General features: G+C 58.1%; 15 protein-coding genes, 1 tRNA gene and 2 pseudogenes. 12 read left to right on the forward strand and 6 right to left on the reverse strand.

Annotated features, from left to right (window positions below):
- Positions 1 to 38: 38 nt before the first annotated feature.
- A pseudogene (locus ACVWYY_RS09790) lies at positions 39 to 1,022 on the forward strand (Glu/Leu/Phe/Val family dehydrogenase); the annotation flags it as partial.
- Positions 1,023 to 1,076: 54 nt separating this feature from the next.
- On the opposite strand, the gene ACVWYY_RS09795 reads toward ACVWYY_RS09790, so the two are convergent.
- Complete coding sequence (locus ACVWYY_RS09795) at positions 1,077 to 1,436, reverse strand: hypothetical protein (RefSeq protein ID WP_414351532.1); 360 nt, start codon at positions 1,434 to 1,436, stop codon at positions 1,077 to 1,079.
- A 324-nt stretch (positions 1,437 to 1,760) separates the two neighbouring features.
- Positions 1,761 to 2,018: a helix-turn-helix domain-containing protein gene (locus ACVWYY_RS09800; RefSeq protein WP_041436246.1), complete on the reverse strand. Its 258-nt coding sequence runs from the start codon at positions 2,016 to 2,018 to the stop codon at positions 1,761 to 1,763.
- Positions 2,019 to 2,338: 320 nt separating this feature from the next.
- Between ACVWYY_RS09800 and ACVWYY_RS09805 the strand changes: the two genes are divergently transcribed.
- From ACVWYY_RS09805 to ACVWYY_RS09825, 5 genes are all read left to right on the forward strand, one after another.
- Positions 2,339 to 3,448 carry an RpoD/SigA family RNA polymerase sigma factor gene (locus ACVWYY_RS09805; RefSeq protein ID WP_457402291.1) on the forward strand — a complete coding sequence of 370 codons (1,110 nt, stop codon included), beginning with the start codon at positions 2,339 to 2,341 and terminating at the stop codon, positions 3,446 to 3,448.
- Positions 3,449 to 3,778: 330 nt separating this feature from the next.
- Complete coding sequence (locus ACVWYY_RS09810) at positions 3,779 to 4,972, forward strand: RNA-guided endonuclease InsQ/TnpB family protein (RefSeq protein ID WP_457440413.1); 1,194 nt, start codon at positions 3,779 to 3,781, stop codon at positions 4,970 to 4,972.
- 448 nt (positions 4,973 to 5,420) lie between these two features.
- On the forward strand, positions 5,421 to 6,353 hold the full coding sequence (locus tag ACVWYY_RS09815; protein ID WP_457402288.1) for a COX15/CtaA family protein: 933 nt from the start codon (positions 5,421 to 5,423) through the stop codon (positions 6,351 to 6,353).
- Between the two features lie 53 nt (positions 6,354 to 6,406).
- A complete protein-coding gene (locus ACVWYY_RS09820; RefSeq protein WP_457402455.1) occupies positions 6,407 to 7,399 on the forward strand; it encodes a heme o synthase in 993 nt (330 codons plus the stop codon).
- Positions 7,400 to 7,546: 147 nt separating this feature from the next.
- Entirely contained in the window at positions 7,547 to 7,825 is a 279-nt protein-coding gene (locus ACVWYY_RS09825; protein WP_457402286.1) for a hypothetical protein, read from the forward strand.
- Between the two features lie 461 nt (positions 7,826 to 8,286).
- Here ACVWYY_RS09825 and ACVWYY_RS09830 read toward each other — a convergent pair.
- Positions 8,287 to 8,359: transfer RNA gene (locus ACVWYY_RS09830), tRNA-Ala, on the reverse strand.
- Between the two features lie 253 nt (positions 8,360 to 8,612).
- Between ACVWYY_RS09830 and sppA the strand changes: the two genes are divergently transcribed.
- The 4 genes from sppA to pheA all read left to right on the forward strand — a co-directional run bounded on the left by sppA (position 8,613) and on the right by pheA (position 12,521).
- Positions 8,613 to 9,650 (forward strand): signal peptide peptidase SppA, encoded by a 1,038-nt coding sequence (gene sppA, locus ACVWYY_RS09835; RefSeq protein ID WP_457395024.1) that lies wholly within the window; start codon positions 8,613 to 8,615, stop codon positions 9,648 to 9,650.
- Positions 9,651 to 9,694: 44 nt separating this feature from the next.
- Positions 9,695 to 10,969 carry an alanine racemase gene (gene alr, locus ACVWYY_RS09840; protein ID WP_457402283.1) on the forward strand — a complete coding sequence of 425 codons (1,275 nt, stop codon included), beginning with the start codon at positions 9,695 to 9,697 and terminating at the stop codon, positions 10,967 to 10,969.
- Positions 10,970 to 11,152: 183 nt separating this feature from the next.
- Complete coding sequence (locus ACVWYY_RS09845) at positions 11,153 to 11,521, forward strand: late competence development ComFB family protein (RefSeq protein WP_414330167.1); 369 nt, start codon at positions 11,153 to 11,155, stop codon at positions 11,519 to 11,521.
- Between the two features lie 13 nt (positions 11,522 to 11,534).
- Entirely contained in the window at positions 11,535 to 12,521 is a 987-nt protein-coding gene (gene pheA, locus ACVWYY_RS09850) for a prephenate dehydratase (protein WP_457402280.1), read from the forward strand.
- Positions 12,522 to 12,777: 256 nt separating this feature from the next.
- Here pheA and ACVWYY_RS09855 read toward each other — a convergent pair whose 3' ends face one another.
- Positions 12,778 to 13,635: a sulfite exporter TauE/SafE family protein gene (locus tag ACVWYY_RS09855; protein WP_457402278.1), complete on the reverse strand. Its 858-nt coding sequence runs from the start codon at positions 13,633 to 13,635 to the stop codon at positions 12,778 to 12,780.
- A gap of 342 nt (positions 13,636 to 13,977) precedes the next feature.
- On the opposite strand from ACVWYY_RS09855, the gene ACVWYY_RS09860 reads away from it, so the two are divergent.
- The gene (locus ACVWYY_RS09860) at positions 13,978 to 15,705 is read left to right on the forward strand and encodes a transglutaminase domain-containing protein (RefSeq protein ID WP_457440415.1); all 1,728 of its coding nucleotides are present in this window, start codon (positions 13,978 to 13,980) and stop codon (positions 15,703 to 15,705) included.
- Between the two features lie 635 nt (positions 15,706 to 16,340).
- Here the strand turns inward: ACVWYY_RS09860 and ACVWYY_RS09865 are convergent.
- Positions 16,341 to 17,405 (reverse strand): Gfo/Idh/MocA family protein, encoded by a 1,065-nt coding sequence (locus ACVWYY_RS09865; RefSeq protein WP_011432295.1) that lies wholly within the window; start codon positions 17,403 to 17,405, stop codon positions 16,341 to 16,343.
- 109 nt (positions 17,406 to 17,514) lie between these two features.
- The gene (locus ACVWYY_RS09870) at positions 17,515 to 19,092 is read right to left on the reverse strand and encodes a phospholipid carrier-dependent glycosyltransferase (RefSeq protein WP_457440417.1); all 1,578 of its coding nucleotides are present in this window, start codon (positions 19,090 to 19,092) and stop codon (positions 17,515 to 17,517) included.
- A gap of 212 nt (positions 19,093 to 19,304) precedes the next feature.
- Between ACVWYY_RS09870 and ilvB the strand changes: the two are divergent.
- Positions 19,305 to 21,104, forward strand: a pseudogene (gene ilvB / locus ACVWYY_RS09875) (biosynthetic-type acetolactate synthase large subunit); the annotation flags it as partial.
- Positions 21,105 to 21,268 lie beyond the last annotated feature (164 nt).

The following is a 21,268-nucleotide window of genomic DNA, read 5'->3' on the forward strand; positions in this document are numbered from 1 at the left end:
CCGCTCCGTACCGCCTAGCGGTTGGTGTCGGGTAGTTTACGACCTGGAAATGCGCCCTTATGGGCATTCCCTACGGTGGGGCCAAAGGGGGGATCCCTATCGATCCGAGGCGTTATTCGGTCTCGGAGCTGGAGCGCATTACCCGCCGTTACACCAGCGAGCTGATCAAGGATATCGGCCCTGCAGAGGATATCCCCGCTCCAGACATGGGAACTTCTGCCCGTGAGATGGCCTGGGTGATGGATACCTATTCTATGAATGTCGGGCATGCGGTGCCGGGAGTGGTGACGGGCAAACCTCTCTCGATTGGGGGATCCCGAGGGCGAGAACTGGCCACCGGACGGGGGGTGATGATCACGGTACGGGAAGCCTTGGCCCGACGCGGTGGATCCCTGGCAGGGGCAACGGTGTTAATCCAAGGTTTTGGCAATGTGGGCGGGGCAGCGGCCAGCTTGCTGCATGAGGCGGGAGCTAAGATTGTGGCGGTTTCCGGCAGTTCTGGGGGCCTTTATAACCCCAAAGGACTGGATATCCCCGCCCTCAAAGCTTACATGAAGGAACGGGGAGGCCGCATGGCGGGCTTTCCACAGGCTGAGCCCATCAGCAACGCCGACCTGCTGGTGCAAAAAGCGGATGTGTTGATCCCTGCCGCTCTGGAAAATCAAATTACCGAAGCCAATGCCCACCAAATTCAAGCCCGGATTGTGGCAGAAGCTGCCAACGGGCCAACCACCCTTGCCGCCGACCGGATTTTGGAATCGCGAGGGATCCAGGTATTGCCGGATATCCTAACCAATGCCGGTGGAGTGGTGGTGAGCTATCTGGAGTGGGTGCAGGGACTCTCTTACATCTTCTGGGATGAGGAGCGGGTCAATCAAGAGATGGAAGGTCTGATGGTACGTGCCTTTGAACGGGTGGTGCAGGAGGCAGAACGGCGGCAAGTGTCGCTGCGACTGGCTGCCTACACCCTGGGGGTAGGCCGAGTGGCGCAAGCCCTACAGGATCGCGGCCTTTACCCGTAGACCGGGAACTCTTGGCTCAACAAGCCTACTTGCCAAGGTTCGATTGCCCTTTTCTCAAGCCCGACGGCGTTCTTGCTCTTCCTGCTGCTGCCATTGCTTGAGCAGCTCTTTTGCCGCCTGCGGGGTAAAGTAGTCCAGCTCCATCAGCTTACGGTAGGTCAGAATTTGCCGCATCTCCAGGGGCATGTCTGCTTTTTGGTAGAAGTAGCGAATGCGATTGATGTTTTGCTCCATTTCTGTAAACTCTTGCTCCCGCTTGATCTGCCTTTCCTGCTTGAGCACTTCATGGGGAGCGGACAGGCGGCTGTAGTTGGGGATCCGTTGCGTGCCTGTGGTTTTGCTGGCAGCAGGCAGACGGTGGCCTCCGGTTTGTCGGCTGTTGGCCTTGTTGGAATTGAAGAAGAAAGAGAGCATCGGCAAACCTCACACAAACAGATAAACGGCGGGAGCTTAACGCCAAGTCAACAATATCAAGTTTAGGTGAAGAAGCCTGTGATCCAGATCCTTCTTGGAAAAACCCGTACTTCCGGCGCGGCGCTGTATCTCTCCGCCTCTCCTACCCCCTCGGATGGTTGAGGAAAAGCTGGGGTTTGGCCTCAAGCCAATCTATTCATGAGTCCAGCCTACCGTGTTTACACGGAAAATGACTGAGATCACGTCCGAGAGTACAAGGTATTTAAGTATCTTCACGTCCTTTTGTTCGGGATCCCTGTATCGGATGTACTTTCCCGCAGGCCGCTACAGGTGGGATTCATCTCCGCTCAGCAGCCAAGTGACCGATACCCCCAACGCCTTGGCAAAGGCCACCAGTTCCTTGTCGATGACGCGCCGTTTTCCCTTTTCCACCTGGCCAATTTTGACGTAGTCCAACTGCACACCGTACTTGGCCAAGCGACCCGCCAGTTGATCTTGGGTGAGTTGCAGCTTCTCCCGTACCCAGCGCACCCGCTCCCCAATCAAGTTGGCCGATGGATGGTGCCGGTCGTTAGACTCCATAGGAGCAGAAAGCCGTAAATATTCTTTTCCAGACTGAGGAAGTTGAGGGATCCTCACATGGTAGCCTGAGCTGGCAAGGTTCCCTTTTCCTGGGATCCCACCCGGCAGCCGTTGAGCTGACTGGCTCAGGAACAATCTTATCTCAAGGTCTAGATCGAAAATCGCTTACCGCTTTTTGGCGAGCGACCCCTTGCCTGCAAAGACTTGGCGGACGGGACCCCTGCTGTTCCCGCATCCAAGCGGAAAAATCTCCGGACAAAAAAGAGGGGCATGATCGATTTTCGCTCGCAGCAGCAGCAGAAACCTTTTTAGACTGGGAGATGAAGTTCTCTCCTCACCTGGCTGTGGTTTTTTCTCGTCCTCATCCTGAACACTCTGTCTCTTCGCCTCAGGAGTTCGACGATCTCTGGTTCGACCCCGAGTCTGCCCCTCAAGACGACCTCGCAGAAGTTGACTCAGAGCCAGGGGCCGGCGGATCCCGGTTGAACGAGGACGCTGTCGATCACTACCTGAATACCATCGGTCGCGTGCCCCGCATCGATCACGCTGAGGAAATCGAGCTGTCGCGCAAAATTCAGCAAAAGCTCCTCATCGATCAAGCCCGGCAGGAATGGCGGCAACGGCGGGGGGAGGATCCCAGTGACGAGACTTTGGCCGAGGCCCTGCAGATTTCCGTATCCACCCTACGCTCCCGCATCCGACAAGGGGAGCAGGCTCAGCGCAAGCTGATCAACGCCAACCTGCGCCTGGTGGTCAGCGTTGCCAAGAAATACCTCAATCGGGGGGTGCCCTTTTTGGATCTGATCCAAGAGGGCAATATCGGGTTGATCCGGGCCACCGAAAAATTCAATGCGGAGCGGGGGTTTCGCTTCAGCACCTATGCTCATTGGTGGATTCGCCAAGGCATTACCCGTTGCATTGCCAATCAAGCACGGACGATTCGCCTGCCGGTACACATGGTCGACAAAGTGCGCCTGCTCAAGCGCACCAACCGCGAGCTGATGAAGCTGCAGGGGAGGCGGCCCACCGAAGCGGAGCTGGCAGAAGCCTTGGGCATTAAAGTCAAGAAACTGCGCATGATCCAGCAGGCTGCTGCTTTGCCCCTGTCGCTGGATGTGCCGGTCGGCCAGGAAGGAGAAAGCCGCCTTGGAGATTTGCTGCAAGATGAGCGGCAAGAGCAGCCCTTTCAAGGGATCCTCGTGCAATCGATGCAGCAGGATGTGCGTTCTGCCATGCAAACCCTGAAGCCGATTGAGAGGCAAGTGCTGGAGTTGCGCTATGGGTTAGACGGGCAACAGGCAAGAACCCTGCGGGAGGTGGGGGATCACTTCAACCTAACGCGGGAACGGATTCGTCAGATCGAGCGGGATGCCCTGCGCAAGTTGCGGGTGGGATATTCTTCGCGGGCTTTGGCCCAGTACATTCGCTAGTGGCTACAGGCCTGGCAGACCGATTTCCGGGCCAGCTTCTGCCCAGGGATAGCCTTTTTTCAATCTTCTTGGGTTGAACACCATAGCCCCTTGCAGCGGCGATGATAAGGATCCCTTATCCCCTGAGCCTATTGGGGCTGATGACCCCCCGGCTACCTCATCTTCACGACCAGAGCCAGTGGGAAGGACTTTGGCAGCTAACCTCTTTGGTCGTTGAGGAGTTGGCTGATCGGTTTCCTCTGGCGCTCAGCTAGAAATCGCAGGAGCCCCGCACTGTACCCGTAGGGTCAGTGCCGGGAGGAATGCGCTTTGATGAAGTACAATGAACTTATGAGCCAAATCCTGACCATATCCTGCAAGCTCAAGGTGTCCCCGTCGCAAGCCGCTAAATTGGACGCGACGATGGATGCCTTTGTGCAGGCACTGAACTGGGTCAACCAGAACACGCCGGAGAAGATCGTCAATGCGGTCAAACTGCAGTCCCTTTGCTACTACGAGATTCGCGCCCGATTCGGCTTGTCCAGTAACTTGGCCCAGCAGGTCTGCAGACGGGTGGCCGGCGCCCGCAAAGTGGCGAGACAGCGCAACCGTCCAGTTAAAGAGTTCAAGCGTAGGTTCGCTACCTACGACGCTCGTATCTTCTCGTTCCGCGAGAAAGACTGGACAGTGTCGCTGACCACGGTGGAAGGGAGAGAACGCTTTGAACTAGCCATTGGTAACTACCAGAGGGGAATGCTGGCTGGCTCTAACCCCAAATCGGCCACCCTAGTCCAGCGGAAGGACGGCTCCTACTACATCCAGATTTGCGTAGAGAAAAACCCGCCCAAGCAACAAGATACCGACAGGGTGATCGGGGTGGACTTGGGCAGGACGGATATCGCCCATACGTCAGAGGGGGACAATTGGAATGGGCAGCAGTTGAACCGAGTCCGCGACCACTACTCCAAGCTGAGGGCGGCACTCCAACGCAAAGCCAGTAAGGGCACACGCAGTTCGCGGCGCAGATGCCGTCAACTGTTGCAACGGCTGTCTGGCAAGGAGAGACGCTTTCAAACGTGGGTCAATCATCGCATCTCCAAAGTTATTGTCTCCAGGGCAAAAGCTACCAACAGCGCTATCGCCCTGGAAGACCTGACAGGGATCCGGGAAAGGGTCAATCAACAGCCGCGGAGCAAAGCCGAACGGCGCAGGGCCAACGGTTGGGCGTTTTATCAACTCCGTCATTTTCTGGAGTACAAGGCTCTGCGTGCAGGGGTTGCCTTGATTCTGGTACCGCCTGCCTACACGTCGCAGACCTGCCACCGGTGTTTGCACATTCATCCCGACCCTGCGCAATCCTACCGCAGTGGAAAGAAGTTTAAGTGTAGGCACTGTGGATGGGAAGGAGATGCGGATTTGAATGGTGCGAATGTGATTGCGCTTTTGGGGGCTGTCGTAAACCAGCCTAGAGGTTCGGGCCTGTTTTGTTCTCTGGCAGAGCAGAGCAGGCTCAGGGCTACTGAAAGCCCGCTCCGTACCGCTTAGCGGTCGGAGTCGGGTAGTTTACGCATTGTAGTCATTCCAAACGAGATTGAGACACTCCCGTTGCCGCCCAAACGCTTCGCGCCGCTGCCGCGACCCCTCTCCCAGGGGGAAAAGGATTGGTCTGCTGGCTTGACTTCCCAGAGGTGCCTAGGATTCGGAACACCTGTGCGCCGAGAAAGAAATTCTTAAAAAGCCTTCGCCAGCCACAAAACCGCATTTAGGATTGGCTTCGAGGAATAGTCAGCGAGTAACCTGCGTCTTTGTTTCCAGATGGCCCGATACCAAGCCGGCTAGGCTTTTTTAGCCCAGCCTCTTTTTCAGTGCAGATGCTCGAGCCGTCAGCCCAGTCTTTGCTATGCCTTCAACTGCAATGGATTCTTCGATCTTTCATCAATCCCAACCTTCTTCCCAGCGGAATCCTGTGCTCTCAGACAAGCTTTCCCTGCGTATGGGACAAGCCCTACTGGGGTTAGCATTGGCCACTTGGCTGCTGATGGGGTTAGGCAGTGCCACCCGCGTCATGAATGCTGGGCTGTCCTGTCCAGATTGGCCCCTTTGCTACGGGGCAATTGTGCCCAGCCAGCAGATGAACCTACAAGTCTTTTTGGAATGGTTTCACCGCATGGTGGCTTCTGGGGTAGGCTTGGCTACCTTGGTTCTAATGGGGTTTGCTTGGCTGAAGCGTCAGGCATTGCCCACTTGGCTGCCCTGGGGTTTGAGCTGGGCTTTTGTTCTGGTCTTGACGCAAGGGATCCTGGGTGGGCTGACGGTCACGGAGCTGCTGCGCTTTGATATTGTGACGGCCCACTTGGGCACGGGCCTGCTGTTTTTTGCCACTTTGCTCACCCTGGGATTACTGATCTGGACAAAAGCCGGTTCTAAGGACTCCATCCTGCCGCTGCGACTGGGTGAAGGGCCATTTTCCGTCGGCTACTTGCCTTGGCTGGGCTTGGGGGCGGTGCTGCTGGTGTATGTCCAGAGCCTTCTGGGCGCCTTGGTGGCCTCCCAATGGGCTTTGCATCAATGCTTTGCTGCCGGCGAGCTGTGCTGGGTGATGAATAGCCACTTGCTGGGGGTTGCTCCGGCCACCCTTGGGGTGTTGGCGGTAGCGGTGGCCACCGGGCTGCGGCGCAAGCGGATCCCCCGCCTTCTCAAGTTCTTGGGCCATGGGTCTGTTGGCCTGCTGTTGGCCCAGGTGGGGATCGGTGTTTTGACCTATCATTACCGGCTGCAGGTAGAACCCCTAACGGTGGCCCATCAGATGATGGGGGCAGCTTTGCTGGCCTGTCTGCTGGGTTTTACGGTGCTGGCCTGGCGAATGCGAACCCAGGGGGAAGAAGGCCAGTGGATGGCCATGACCGCAGAAATGACCGGTGAGTGAATTTCATGCAAGATAGCGTTTTAGTCGACCGTCAGGCTTCCTACCAGAACCCGATGGGGGGGATCCCCTCTGAGCAGAGCCCATGTGCTCTGGGGTGCGAGCGCCAGGCGCTTGTCCAGGTTTTGCGCAGCTACAGCCAGTTGGTGAAGCCCAAGATCATCGCCCTCTTGCTGATGACGACGGCTGGGGCCATGTGGATGGCAGGCAACACCGACCCGTTCAGGTTTTTCATCACCCTTTTGGGGGGAGGAATGGCGGCGGCGGCAGCCAACGTCATCAACATGGTGTATGACACCGATATCGATCGGATGATGGAGAGAACCCGCCATCGTCCCCTGCCTTCCGGTCGAATCCGGGCGCGGGATGCTCTGATTTTTTCGGGGATCCTGGCTTTGGCTGCCTTTGGGTTGTTGGCTATTTTCACCAACCTGCTGGCTGCCGGTTTGGCCATGTCGGGGATCCTGGTGTATGTGGGGGTCTATACCCACTGGCTGAAGCGTTCCAGCACGCAGAACATCGTCATCGGTGGAGCGGCAGGAGCCATCCCGCCTTTGGTGGGCTGGGCAGCAACCACAGGCGAGCTCAGCTGGGCCGCGTGGGTGATGTTCGCCATCATCTTTTTGTGGACTCCACCCCACTTCTGGGCTTTGGCCATTCTGAAGCGGGAAGACTACGCTCGCGCGGGGGTGCCGATGCTGCCGGTGGTCGCGGGCGAAAGGATCACTGCCGCGCAGATTTTGCTCTACGCGCTGCTGATGGTTCCGGTCAGCCTGTTGCTGGTTTACCCATTGGGAATGCTGGGATCCTTTTATCTGAGCGTCGCGGCGCTGCTGGGATCCCTCTTGGTTTGGAAGGCGGTGCAGTTGCTGCAGGATCCCTGCGACCGAGATCGGGCGGCCTCGCTCTTCACGTTTGCCAACCTGTATCTGCTGCTGTTGTGCGGGGCCATGGGTCTGGATAGGTGGTCGTTAACCCACACCCTCTGGAGCCAGGCCACTGCGTCCCTCCAAGGGATTTACACCACCCTCATAGCGCTGGCCAGCTGACTTGCGCGAATGGGGGATCCCTGGGTTGATAACCCCCGTTGGCCAGCCGGTTTTTCCTCAAAATTGCGGCCCATTCTCAGAGAGTGACACTCCATACCGTGCAGGGTAGAATGAGCTAATCATTAGCCAAGCAAGACACACCCGGCCATGACCAATGAGGAAATTGAGACGCGGTTTGTCCAGTTGGCCGAAGCTGTGACCAAGGTGGCTGATACAGTTGCCAAGGTTACCGATGCTCAGCTTGCCTTGCAGACTCTTTCGGGGCGTCTCGCTGAGGTTGTCCTGGAATTGCGGCAGGAAGTGCGGGAATTGCGGCAGGAGCTGAGAGAATTGAGGCAGCGGCAGGCTGAATCGGATCAACGCTTTGAGGTTCTCCTTCAGGAAATCCGCTTCTTGATCCGCCGTCAGGGAGAGGAGCAAGCGTGAGTTGGGAAATCGCCTGGTGGAAGCCCCTGAGATAGGTCAGGATCCTCTCCGTGGAAAGGGTGAAAACAGCGGAGGATCCCTTGCTGCCTAAGGTTTGCTCCCAAGCAGAATACTTTCATTATTTCAAACAGCAATGAAACGGCTTGCTGCGTCGATCCCTAACTCCCCTCTCCCAGGGGGAGAGAAGCCGGAGGTGAGGGAAGGCCGCCTTACAGGAGAGGAGTTGGGGGTAGATTTTGCCGAGCCTTTGTGGACACTTAAGAAGCCCAGAAGCCTTGCTGGATAGGACTGTCTGGGCTTGGGGAGATGTTGCTGAACCGTTTCGCAACGCATAGTCACTTATCTCACCGTCAAGGTGAAACAAACAACCGCTTGCTTCCTGCTAAGGCCTCCGGCCCGCTAGTGCAAGCAGTAGAAATAGATGGTAATAGAAGCCACGACTGCTATCGGCCCTCTGGGGATGGAGCTTAGCGGACTTGAACCGCTGACCCCTTCAATGCCATTGAAGTGCTCTACCAACTGAGCTAAAGCCCCAATCACTTGGCTTCGAGCCAGAATCCCGCTCAAGGATCCTACCCTCTACTCCAGCTTACACTGGCAACCTGCAGAAGATGCCTCAGCGGTAAAAAACGCTGGAACCTGATCGTAAATAAGTGGAGGATCCTTGTCAATAGCTTGGATGGCTCAACCGAGATGAGGAGTTTGCTTGGTTCTCAGCCTTTTGGTGTCAGACGTTGCGAGAAGCCCACGGGGTGGTAGAACGGAGTCAGTGGCAATTGAGGGGCCTGTGACACAAGAAACTCAGCTTAACCGCATTTTGGCGGCTTCTTTGCTGGTCGTCTGCCTTATTGCGGCCATTGTCGGGGGCACGCGCCCTGCCCCAGAGCCTACCCGAGGCGGGGTTGGCCTAGAGGCTGCACGGGGGGCGGAGCGCATCGAGGTGGTCACCCTGGAAGGAACGATAGGCGGCCCAGGGGGTTCGACTTTGGTAGGCCTGCCCACTTCTCCTGTGGAACAGTTGCGGGAGGCAGCACGGGATCCCTCTGTCAAGGCTGTATTGCTGCGCATCAACAGTCCCGGCGGAGCTGTGGGATCCAGCCAGGAACTCTACCGTGCCGTAACCGCTCTACACGGAGCAGGCAAGCCGGTGATCGCTATCCTAGAAAACATTGCTGCCAGTGGGGGGTACTACGTGGCCAGCGCTGCCGACAAAATCTATGCCAACCCTGGCACCCTGACCGGCAGCATAGGGGTTATCATCAGCGGCCTCAGCTTTGGTAAGTTGCTGGAGAACTACGGCATAGAGCCGCAGACCTTCAAAACCGGCGAGTACAAAGACCTTCTCTCTCCTTTCCGCAGTGCCACTCCTCAAGAGCAGCGCCTTCTGCAAAACTTGGTGGAGGATACCCTCGAGCAGTTCATTCGCGATGTGGCCCAAGGACGCCAGCACTTGCCAGAAAAGGCAGATGAGGTGCTGGAAGCAGAGATGATCGCGCGACGGCAGAGCTTGGATGAAGACCGGGTGCGACAATTGGCCGATGGACGCATCTTCACCGGGGCGCAAGCTGTGGAGGTGGGCTTGGTGGATGCTTTGGGGGGGTACACGGAGGCGGTGGAGGATCTGCGGCGCATGACCGGGGATCCCTCTTTGTCGCCGGCGGGTGAGGGAGAGGGCTTCCAACGAGTACTGCGACGCCTGTTAAGCCAAGGACTGTCCTCGCAAAGGCAAGCCGCTTGGCTGGGCCGGCTGTTGGAGAGCAACGAGGCTGTTGGGATCCCAGACGTGCCGTTGCTGTGGATGGCGCCGGAGTGGACTTTGCGCTAAACCTAAATCTAATCAGGACGGGTTTTGGGTGTGGGGGGTGAACGGTGAATCGAGAACCGGTCGCGCCGGCGGCGCAGGGCACTTTGAGAGCAGCTGCTCTGGGAGTGCAGGGCAATACTTGGAGAGAGGGATCCCAGAAGGCCAATTCCTTGGCGGAGCTGGATTGGGCCATCGACCTGGAGCTGTTGACCAGTCGGGCTTGGGTGGAAATTGACGCAGCCCAGCTGCGAGAAAACCTGCGGCTGTTGCAGAGGCGCCTAGGCTCAAACGTCGAGATCTGGGCGGTGGTGAAGGCCAATGCCTACGGGCATGGGGCGCAGTTGGTGGCTCCCGTGGCTGTTGCGGCTGGGGCCAAGGGGCTATGTGTGGCCACCCTGGCCGAAGGGATCGAGTTGCGGCAAACGGGGCTGCAGGCTCCGGTTCTGGTGTTGGGAGCTTTGAATACTTGGGCGGAGCTACAGCAGGCCATGGCAGCCCGGCTGGAGGTCAGCCTCACCTGCACAGACCAAATCCCGCTGATGCGCCAGGTAGCCCGTTGGGCCGGGCGCCCCGTCCCGGTGCATGTCAATGTGGATACGGGTATGACCCGTTTGGGGATCCCCTGGAAGAAAGCTGCAGCCGTGTGGGGGCAGATTTGTCGGATCCCGGAGCTGGAAGGCTGTAGCTTGTTTTCCCATTTGGCGACGGCGGACGAGCCCCATTCTCCAGTCATGGAACAGCAGCACGCCCGCTTTGCCCAGGTGGTGGAACAGATCCGCCAAGCCGGGGATCCCTTACCGGCGCTGCATCTGGATAACTCAGCCGCCGCTCTGGCCCATCTCCACTACTCCCGTGTGCGCCTGGGACTGGCCCTCTATGGCTTGTCGCCTGCCCCCCACTTGCAACTGCCGGGTCTGCAGCCGATTCTGCGACTCAAGGCGCGGCTGACCCACATCCAAACTGTGCCTGCCCAGACCGGAGTGAGCTATGGACATCGCTACATCACCTCTCGCCCCAGTCGCATTGCCACTCTGGCCATCGGCTATGCGGATGGGATCCCACGGCGGCTTTCCGGCTGGCTGCGAGGATGGGTGCGCGGCGGCTTGATCCAACAGGTGGGCACAATCACGATGGATCAATGTATGTGGGATGTAACCGAGAGGCCGGATATCCAGGTGGGGGATGTGGTGGAGCTGCTGGGCCCCAATCTGGCAAATGCGGGTTTATCTGTGCAGGATTGGGCCGATCAGTTGGGTACTATTTCCTATGAGTTGCTGTGTGGACTTTCTGCCCGTCTGCCAAGAGTGTTGGTTAATTCTCTGGGTTTTGATGATGCCTGACACGACAGATTGGATTGCCTCAAGCACGGATAGGAGCGGGCCAGAGGCTGTTTGCGTCGGCAGCAGAGGGCTTGACTTGACGTGTCAACAGAGAGTAGAGCAGCATCGAAGGTAATCGAGGGCACTCCTGATCACTGAAAACAGTGACTTGGCGGCGGATTCGGTTCCCATTGGGAGGTAGCGATGGCGGAGCAACATAAGCCTCTGAAGAGCCTGGAAAATCAAATGGAACGGGCTGTTCTGGAGATGGTCAATGAAATCCTGCTGATGGAGAGTCAACAGCGCTACTGCTTCTGCGAGAAATTCTGTAACGATGCTGCCGCCCTGGCTTTGAACAACCTCCAGCCTCGATACGCCACCAGTTTTCACGGCTCTCTCCGAACTTTAGAAGCCATTCAAGCGGATCAGGAGTTGCAGAGGCTGATCCGGTTGGAGGTGGTGAAGGCCATGGACAAGGTGGCGGCCAATCCCCGTTGCCCAGAACCTGAATGTCCTTTGCTGCTGCGCGACGCCGAGACGATAGAGTTAGAACTGGCCCCTAGCGACAATTGAAGGAATGGCTCTGATGGAGCTGCGCTCCGCTAGCGCGAACGTTTCCCCTTCGCCAGTGGCCTTCCTCGGCCCTGCTGGAACCTACACAGAGTTGGCAGCTTTGCTGGCCTGCCCTGAGCAGCCTCACCTGCACAGCCAGGGATCCCACCCCTTAGTGCCTTATCCAACGATCAGCGCCTGTCTAGAGGCGGTAGCTGCCGGCCAGCAACAATGGGCGGTGGTGCCGGTGGAAAACTCGGTGGAGGGGGGGGTCTCGATGACCTTAGACGCCCTCTGGCAACTGGAGGGGCTAGGGATCCGGCAGGCGCTGATCCTGCCCATTCGCCATGCCCTCATCGGACGTGCCTCGCGGTTGGAGCAAATTGAGCAGGTCTACTCCCACCCGCAAGCTTTGGCCCAATGTCAGGCTTGGCTGAGATCCCATCTGCCCCAGGCCACTTTGATCCCAACCCGCTCGACCACCGAAGAATTGGATCGCCTGCAGGAGCAGCCCAGCGCCGCCGTCATCGCCTCAGAACGAGCTGCCACCCTCTACCAACTGCCGGTCTTGGCCTGCCCGATCAACGATCACCCCGACAATTGCACTCGCTTTTGGGTTATTGGCCGTGCGCCGCTCTCGCGTTCCGGTCAACAGGGTGAAACCTCTGCCGATCCTGCTTCTCCGGGGGGATCCCATACTTCCTTGGCCTTCAGCCTGCCCCACAACGTGCCGGGAGCACTGCTGAAACCTCTGCAAGTGTTTGCGGAGCGAGGCCTGAATATGTCTCGCATTGAGTCGCGCCCCACCAAAAAATCGGCAGGGACGTATGTCTTTTTTGTCGATTTGGAGAACCCTATCGGCCAACCCTATTTGGATGCCGAGGTGGTTGCGGCACTGGAATCAATTGCTGAAACCTTGAAGCTCTTCGGCAGCTACCCTGTGCATGACCTCTGCAAACAAGGGGATCTATCCCAAGTAGCAAAAGCCCTGCCCTCTGAGGGGAAAGCGCGTCCAGCGTAGCCAAGTCTTTCAAACCGTTGAATCCATCTGAGTCATCAGGCCCGAAAGCTGGGAGCGACACCCGATAGAGTCATTTCAGGTTAGGGTGAGACGCCTGGGCTGCTGATCGCGCCAGCGGGACGGAGTCCTTGAAAAGCCTTTTGGATCAGTGCATGCAACATTTTGGGTTTGAGTTCAGTGTCCCAGTTTAAATCCAAATGACCGTAGCTTGGAACCAGGACTGCTGTCCCGAGCACTGGGGCAGACCAGGATCACTTCACAGAGCTCGATAACCTTGCCAGGCTTGCCAAAAAATGTAAAGAGAAAGAATGGTCAGGAAGCCCCGAAACAACAGACTGACGGTTTCATCGGGCAATTTGGGCAGGGTGCGTGTGCTAATCTGTACACCGATTAACCCCCCTGTGCCCAAGATTAAACCTGGGATCCAGAGCACATTCTGGTGGATGGTGCCGTCCCCGAACCCCAGGCCATTCCAGATCCAATCGCTGAGGCCCGCATGGCTGGCAGTGGCAGCAACTGCTGTGATCACAATGGCCCCCAGACTGGTCTGAATCGCCACTTTGATTGTCTCTTTCAGCAGCAGGATCTGCATTGGCACCAGGATCACCCCACCGCCGATGCCAAACAGCCCGGCCAACAAACCGGCAGTGCCGCCGGTCAGGGCGCGGGCTAACCAGGGAGACATCTGCCCTGAGGACTCCGTCCCGCTGAGGTGCTCGGCACCGCTGACGTCAGCCCCCAATTCTTGGGCCTGGATAACCACCTTTTTGTTGAGTTGCACCAGGTAAGTGTTGGCCAGCAGCAACACTCCAAACGCTGCCAACAGCAGATAGCTGGGAAGGCGACTGGCGATAATTGCTCCTACTTGAGCCGTAAGCAACGCTGGGATCCCCAGCAGGATCACCCGTTTCAAATCCAGCATGCCCATCCGCCAGTTTTGGATGCTGCCCGCAATCGAGGTCATAACGATGGAAAGGTTGCTGGTGGCTGCAGCTTGAACCGGTGGGATCCCCAAGCTGACCTGTAAGGGCACCAGGATCGTTCCACCGCCAATGCCCAGAACCCCGGCTAGGATCCCTGCCACCAAGCCCCCAACTGCCAAGGCCAACTCCATCCCCTACCACTCCCCACCGCTGCTCTATCTTGCTGGCCAAAAAGCCGCCATCATCGTAACATTCTCCAGTCCTGGCAAGACTAGCAGGGATACATCGGTCGAGAAGCCTTGGGTGTGGGGTTGAAAAGAGGCGCATCATAATAATGTTGGACAGTAAATATTGGACAGTCGTACCGCCTTGGTGCAGATCGCGCCAGCATGTCAACTTCATCCATAGGCAAGGAAGCCTTCATGGTTGCCATCCATCCGGCAAATGATCTGGGTGCTCTGAAAAATCTAGGTTCCACGGCAAGAGGATCCCAGCCTGCTTGGTGGCCTCCATCTGGGCGGCAACAGGGAACTGTGGCCCCTCTGCAACCTCTGGGGCTGGTTGCTTTGGAAGGTTTGGCCACCTGGGGAGATCGCCTGTTGGGCTTGGATCGGGTGAGGGGCTATTTGGTGGAAATTCAAGAGCACAACACCCTGCTGCTCAATCCCCATCATGTCCATTCTTTCCAAGGCGCTTACGGTTTGTGGGTAGAGTCAGAAGGGGATCAAGCGTGGATTTGGCTCAGTCGGGAGCAAGAGGGGCAAATCTTGCGCATTCCCATGTCCGCTCTGCAGCAACCGGGATCCCTGGAAGCCTTTCCAGTGTGTAGGTGCCCCTACCCTATCGAAGGGATCGCCCTCTGGAGCGATCCCCACACGGGAAACCGCTACCTCTATGCCACCTGCTACCGACGGGAAAAAATCCTGCAACTGGATCCCAGCCGTGGTCTCATCGTGCAGGAGATGCCTGCCCCTGGGGTTGGCCGAGAACACATTGCGGTGCAGGGAGACTACCTCTGGGTGAGCGATCGGGTGGAAGAGACGATCTACGTGCTGGAGCGCCAGACCGGGCGAGAACTGGCCCGTATCCTCACCCCTTCTCCTGGGCCAACAGGCTTGGCCCATTGGCGGGGGCAACTCTGGGTGGCCTATGCCCACGAAGAAGCCTACATCCACGACAACCCCAACGCTCCAGATCCCTTGTCGGTGGCCCTGCGCGATAAAACCTGGGTGGCCCCCCTACGCCTGCGGCCTTTGGATCCCCTCTCTGTCCACAGCTCCTCAGACCCCTCTGACGTTGGCGGGATCGAGGCCAAGGACCCCCCCATTGCCTGTCCGGTAGTTTTTCAGCCCCAGTGTCTGGGGGAACGCGCCACCTACACCCTCTCCCACGGCTATCGGGTGGAGCTGACCTATGTGGAAGAAATTGCCCAAGAAGAGCCGCGCTTCCTGCCCGATTTGGTCTGGCGAATTGCCTTGCCCTGCAACAGCCTTCGCCAACGGGTGCGCAGCCTGCACTGGGTAGGTCTGCCGTTTGAAGTGGAAGAGCAATCTGGCCAACAGGTGGCGGTGTTTTCGCTGGGATCCCTGGGGGCCCATGAGGTGCGCTTGTTTGGCTGGCGGGCGGTGTTGGATCTCTACAGCATCAAGTACTGCATCGATCCGCTGGATGTAGAAGATGCCGTCGTGCCCCCAGACCTACGGGATCGCTACTTGGTGGACGATGACTACCTGGCCATGGACACCTCGATTGTTCGAGAGGCAGCGCGGCGGGCCGTTGGCAGCGAGACCAACTTGCTGCGCAAAATGCTCAATATCCGGGCCTATGTTTACGACAAGCTCTCCTACCGGGTCACCTCTCGCATCGATCCGCCGGATGAGGTTTTGCGGCGTGGCTCCGGTTCTTGTGGCGAATATGTGGGGGTGCTGTTGGCTTTGGCCCGCCTCAATGGGATCCCTTGCCGCACGGTGGGGCGCTACAAATGCCCACCTCACCCAGAACTGAAAGGGATCCCGCTGTTTCCCCAGTACAACCACGTGTGGATTGAGTTTTATCTGCCCGGCTGGGGTTGGGTGCCGATGGAGTCGAACCCCGACGATCGGGGGGAGCGCCCCTATTCGCAGCGCTACTTCATGGGCTTGCCCTGGACCCATGCCGAGATCGCCAAAGGGATCCCTTTCGAGACGATCAACACCGACCAAGCCTCAATTGGGGAGCTGGCCATTAACCATGTGCAGTTTCGCATCTTAGAAGAAATTTGAAAGGCGAATAGAGTGAGAAAACGGCCCTGAGATTGGCCAACACTGCTCCGGGAGTGATTTTTGCCGAAGATAACAATGTGGCTCCTGATGTGGTGTGGGTAAGCCGCTCTCGACTGAGAACAGCGTTAGCTTATGGGGGTGTGGGGGTAGCTAAGCCCTGCACTGTACCCGTAGGGTCAGTGCCGGGATACAGATACCCCCACATGGTGTATGATGGGAGCAGTTGCACAAAACGGCTTTTGCCGGAATCTGGTGCAACTACGCGGTGGGACATCCCGTGTCTGCTCGCTGAGGGTTCTTGCGAAAGCTCCCCGATGAAGCGAGAAGCCCACGCTGTACCCGTAGGGTCAGCGATGGGAGTATGTCACGGGCGGATGGCAAACTCCACAGTGCCCCAGAATCGGCGGTAGGAGTGCTGAGCCCTGGAGCTCGCAATATTGGCCAAGATAAGCAAACTAAGCTCAAGCTTTACAGTCGGCTTGGGCTACAGGAGTATTGAGTGGTGGACTGGCAACAGCAACAAATAGAGCTGCACTCCGCGGGCGCGAATGTCGCTTTTTCTTCCCCAGCCTGATGCTGGAATGGCTATGGGCCAACAACAGGGCTCTGCCCCCATCTGGGGCTTGCGTTAAAGACTAGGATAGGAGACTACGGCGGGGCTTGGCTTCGCTCCAGGCACATCCATCCAAAGCAATCCGCTCTACCTCCGAGGCCAGCCTCAATGCTTTCAGGGCCTGTTCCCCACCCACAGAAGGTTGGTTGCCCCCCCGCACGCAATTGATGAAGTGCTCCAGTTCGGCATGCAGCTTGTCGATATTGTCGGTGTGGACTTTCTCAATCAAACAATCCCGCTGGTAGGGCATTTGGCCGTAGTCGCTGGTGCTGCCGACGGATCCCTGGCGGTACACCGAGATCTCATTGTGTAGAAAATCTGCTTCTACCAAGGCATTCTTGCAGTGGACGGCAATTTTGCGCACCTTGCGGTGGGTGACCTTGCTGGCAGTGAGGGTGGCGATGGCACCGTTGGCAAAAGTGAGAGTAGCCGTGACGTAGTCCAGGTAGCCCAGCTTGGAGATGCGGTTGCCGCTGGCGGTAATCTGGGTCACGGGAGATGGGATCAGCTCCAGCAACAGATCGATGTCGTGGATCATCAAGTCGAATACCACCGACACATCGCTGGCGCGGTCGGAATAGGGGCTGAGACGGTGAGCCTCAAAAGCCAGAGGTTCTTCACTTTGCAAGACTTGGCCCAGCTTTTGGAAAACAGGGCTGAAGCGCTCGATGTGCCCCACCTGCAAAATACAATTGCAATCGGCAGCTCGGTTCACCAGCGATTCTGCTTCGCTGATGCTGGCAGCGATGGGCTTTTCGATCAGCACATGTACCCCGGCCTCCAGGCAGGCCATACCCACCTCATGGTGCAGAACCGTCGGCACGGCAATGGCCACGGCAGCTACGTGGGGCAGCAGATCGCGGTAGTCCTCATAAAAATGAACGCGGTGGCGGCTGGCCACATCCAATCCCCGTTCCACGTTGATATCCGCTACCCCCACGACCCGCACATCCTTCATCAGGCTGAAAACGCGGGTGTGGTGCTGGCCCATGTTGCCTACCCCGATCACCCCAACCGGGACAGCTTGCTCTGAATAAGCCAGTGGACGGCGGGGAGAGTTGGCAGAACTCGGGCAAGATCGGGCCATGACGTTTCCACTACCTCCACCACAAGGGTTTCGCGAACCTCGCTCCATCTTTCGGTAACGGAGCGCCGCATTTCACGAAACAAACTTCACAAAGCTTACCATGCCTCCCTTAGATCCAGTTCAAGCCGGGGATGGGCGGCAGGTACAGCGGGGGCTGTTGGCAGGATTGGGGGCTGAAACAGAACAGCGGCACCGGGCTAGAGCGAAACCACATGCGGGCGTAGAATCCGCTTGGACTGAGGGGCAGGCCAAGCCAAACGGGGAAAAAGAAGACAAAGGACGCCAAAACCAAGGCCACCGCCGTGATGCTCGCCCCGCGCCAAAAGCGGCGATAGCTCTGCCAGCCCAGCAGCACCAACCAAGCCAGGGCTAGGGTGCTAAACGCCAAGGCGCTCATGTAGTGGTAGATAAAAACGCAGCGGCTGACCCTAAACCAAGGCAGGTAATTGGCCGCATAGCCAATCAAAATGAAGGCTTCGAGACCGTGAAAGTGGCGGATCCCTCGCCAGACGAGCACCAAGATGGATCCCGTGCCCAGCCACCACAGCCAAGGATTGCCCAAGCCATGAACAGCTTGCCAGAGGTTGCCCTGACTGCTGAAGTAGTAGGCCACGGGGCGGCCCAGGATCGGCCAGGACCAAGCTCCTGCCGAGGCCAAGGGCGTAGTCAGCCAAGGACGCAAAGCCGGGAACCAAGCCACCAGGGATCGCAAGCTGGTGGAGCAGTAGGGGTGAACAGGGGTCTCTTCGTTCACCACCAGGTGGGCTGCCATGTGGCCGCCGTAGATGGATTGGTTGATGAGCACCAGGGATCGGAAATAATTCTGGATGCCCGTCCAGCTCCAATCCAGAGTTAGTCCCTGTTGGGGATTCAGCTGCAGGTGCGGGATCCACTGAATGGCGTAAAAGGCCAGCGGAGCGAGGATGAAGCAGAACGCATAGTGCCACCAGCGCAGATGACGAATCTGGCTCAAAATGCCCAACCGTGGGATCCACTGCGGGCGCAGCCAGACCACCCCCCAGACGAGGATCCCCAACAGAGCAAACATGAAGGCAAACCAGAGGCCATTCCACTTCACCGAAGCTGCCGCCCCCAACAGGATCCCGGAGCAAGCAAAGTGAGCAGCCCGTCGCCAACCTTGGTCTTCTAGACCTCTGAGCAACAGAATGGTCGCTGCCAGCCCAAAGGCTACCAGATACACGTTGATCAGGCCAAAGCGGGATTCCACCAGAAACACCCCATCGGTCAGCAGCAAAACCCCGCTCAACAGAGCAAAGCCCACGTGGTAGGTGAGGCGGTAGGCTAAACCGGTCAGCAACAGAGGGATCAGGGATCCGCAAAAAGCAGTGGCGAAGCGGAATCCCCACTCGTTGCGGCCAAACACCCGAATGCTGAGGGCAATGAAGTACTTTCCCAGGGGGGGATGCACATCGTAAAAAGGCTTGCCATCCAGGTAGTTCTGGGCAAACTCCGGGAAGTACACCTCATCGAACACAGGTGCCGGGAACTCGTCCAGCCGCCACAGGCGCAACCCCAGACCCACCAGAAAGATCCCCAGCGCTCCCCATACCAGCCACTGTCGGGATCCCACAGCGCTGTGCGGGGATCCGAGGATGGGCACAGACAGCAGCAAGCTGCCCTGAGACCGCTCCGGCCCGGGGTCAATGGGGGTTGGCTCTCCAATCATGGATGGGGCACCTTCAACACATCCGGCCAGGATCCCTAGGGATCCCCAGTGTTACTTTAGCCGACCGTGAAAGCCTAAGCGATTCCAAAGCAAACCACTGCTAGACTGTAGAATTGAATACAAAGTTGGCCAACTTCTGGCCACTACCCTGTCTGCGCTGGCGCTCCTGAGAGCGGGCGTTTGACGTTCGGTCATCTCAGTGGGGAGGAGACACCGTGGCGACTGGTGGATATGCGTTGGTGGACAGCCTGCACCGGCATGGGGTGCAACACATCTTTGGCTATCCGGGGGGAGCCATCCTCCCCATCTACGACGAGCTGTACAAAGCCGAGTCTCAGGGGCTGCTCAAACATTACCTGGTACGCCACGAACAAGCGGCTGCCCACGCCGCCGACGGATATGCTCGCGCCACTGGCAAGGTGGGGGTGTGTTTTGCTACCTCTGGCCCAGGGGCGACCAACCTGGTGACGGGCATCGCCAACGCCATGATGGACTCTGTACCCATGGTGGTCATCACTGGGCAGGTACCTCGCCATCTGATTGGCACCGACGGCTTCCAGGAGACGGACATCTTTGGCATCACCCTGCCCATTGTCAAGCACTCCTACGTGGTACGGGATCCGCGCCAAATGTCTCGGATCGTGGCAGAGGCTTTTCACATTGCCGGGACAGGGCGGCCCGGGCCGGTGCTGATCGACATCCCCAAAGATGTGGGCCTGGAAGAGTTTGACTATCAACCCGTCAGCGAGATCAACATCCCCGGCTACAAGCCCACCGTGCGTGGCAACCCACGGCAAATCCACACAGCGGCCAAGCTGATCCTGCAGGCCAAGCGGCCCTTGCTGTATGTGGGAGGTGGGGCGATCATCTCCGGTGCCCACGCCGAAATTGCCGAGCTGGCCCACACCTATCGGATCCCGGTGACCACCACCCTCATGGGCAAAGGGGCTTTCGATGAGAACGATCCCCTGTCGGTGGGGATGCTGGGCATGCACGGCACGGCCTATGCCAACTTCGCCGTCACCGAGTGCGACCTGCTCATTGCGGTGGGGGCCCGCTTTGACGATCGCGTGACCGGCAAGCTAGATGAATTTGCCAAGCACGCCAAAGTCATTCACATCGACATCGACCCAGCCGAGGTGGGCAAAAACCGTGCGCCCGATGTGCCGATTGTAGGAGATGTGCGCACTGTTCTGGTGGAGATGCTGGCTCAACTGAGCAAAATGCCTTCTACTCCAGGCCTAACTCAGGCCTGGCTGGATCGGATCGAGCGCTGGAAGCGGGACTATCCCCTGCAGGTGCCCAGCTACGAAGGCGTGATTGCCCCCCAACAGGTGATCGATGCCTTTCGTCGTCATGCTCCCCACGCCTACTACACCACCGATGTTGGCCAGCATCAGATGTGGGCGGCGCAGTTTCTGCGCAACGGGCCGCGCCAATGGATCTCCAGTTCTGGGCTGGGCACCATGGGCTACGGGTTCCCCGCGGCGATGGGAGTCAAGGTAGCCCTGCCTCACGAAGAAGTCATCTGCATCAGTGGCGATGCCAGCTTCCAGATGAACATGCAAGAGCTGGGCACAGTGGCTCAGTACGGCATTGCCACCAAAGTGGCCATCATCAACAACGGCTGGCAGGGCATGGTGCGGCAGTGGCAGCAGGCCTTCCACGGCGAGCGCTACTCCCACTCGGATATGTCTCCCGGAATGCCGGATTTTGTCAAGCTAGCCGAGGCTTTTGGGGTAAAAGGGATCCGCGTCGATCACCCCGACCAACTGGAAGATGCCATCCAGGAGATCCTCAAGCACGAGGGGCCGGTAGTGGCCGACTTTGTGGTCAAGCGGGATGAAAACTGCTACCCGATGGTGCCTGCCGGCAAAGCTAACTATCAGATGATCGGGCTGCCGGAGAAGCGGCAACTGGAACAAGCCGCCGAGCTGATCTACTGCCCCAATTGCGGCACCAAAAACCCCACCCTGCACAAGTTTTGCGCCGAGTGCGGCACCAAGCTCTAGAATCGGTAGCCTGGCCATCCGGCTGGGGAAGGCGGGCCCCAGCAGCAGGGAGTCTTCGGGGATATCGGGGCTACTGAACAAGCCAGATTAAAACGCTCCCTGAGCGCTCTGCGAGGCCAACACGAGCGACTCCTGCCCCTTTCCCAAAAGGAGAGGAAGGTTGG

The sequence above is a fragment of the Thermostichus sp. MS-CIW-34 genome, assembly GCF_054060435.1.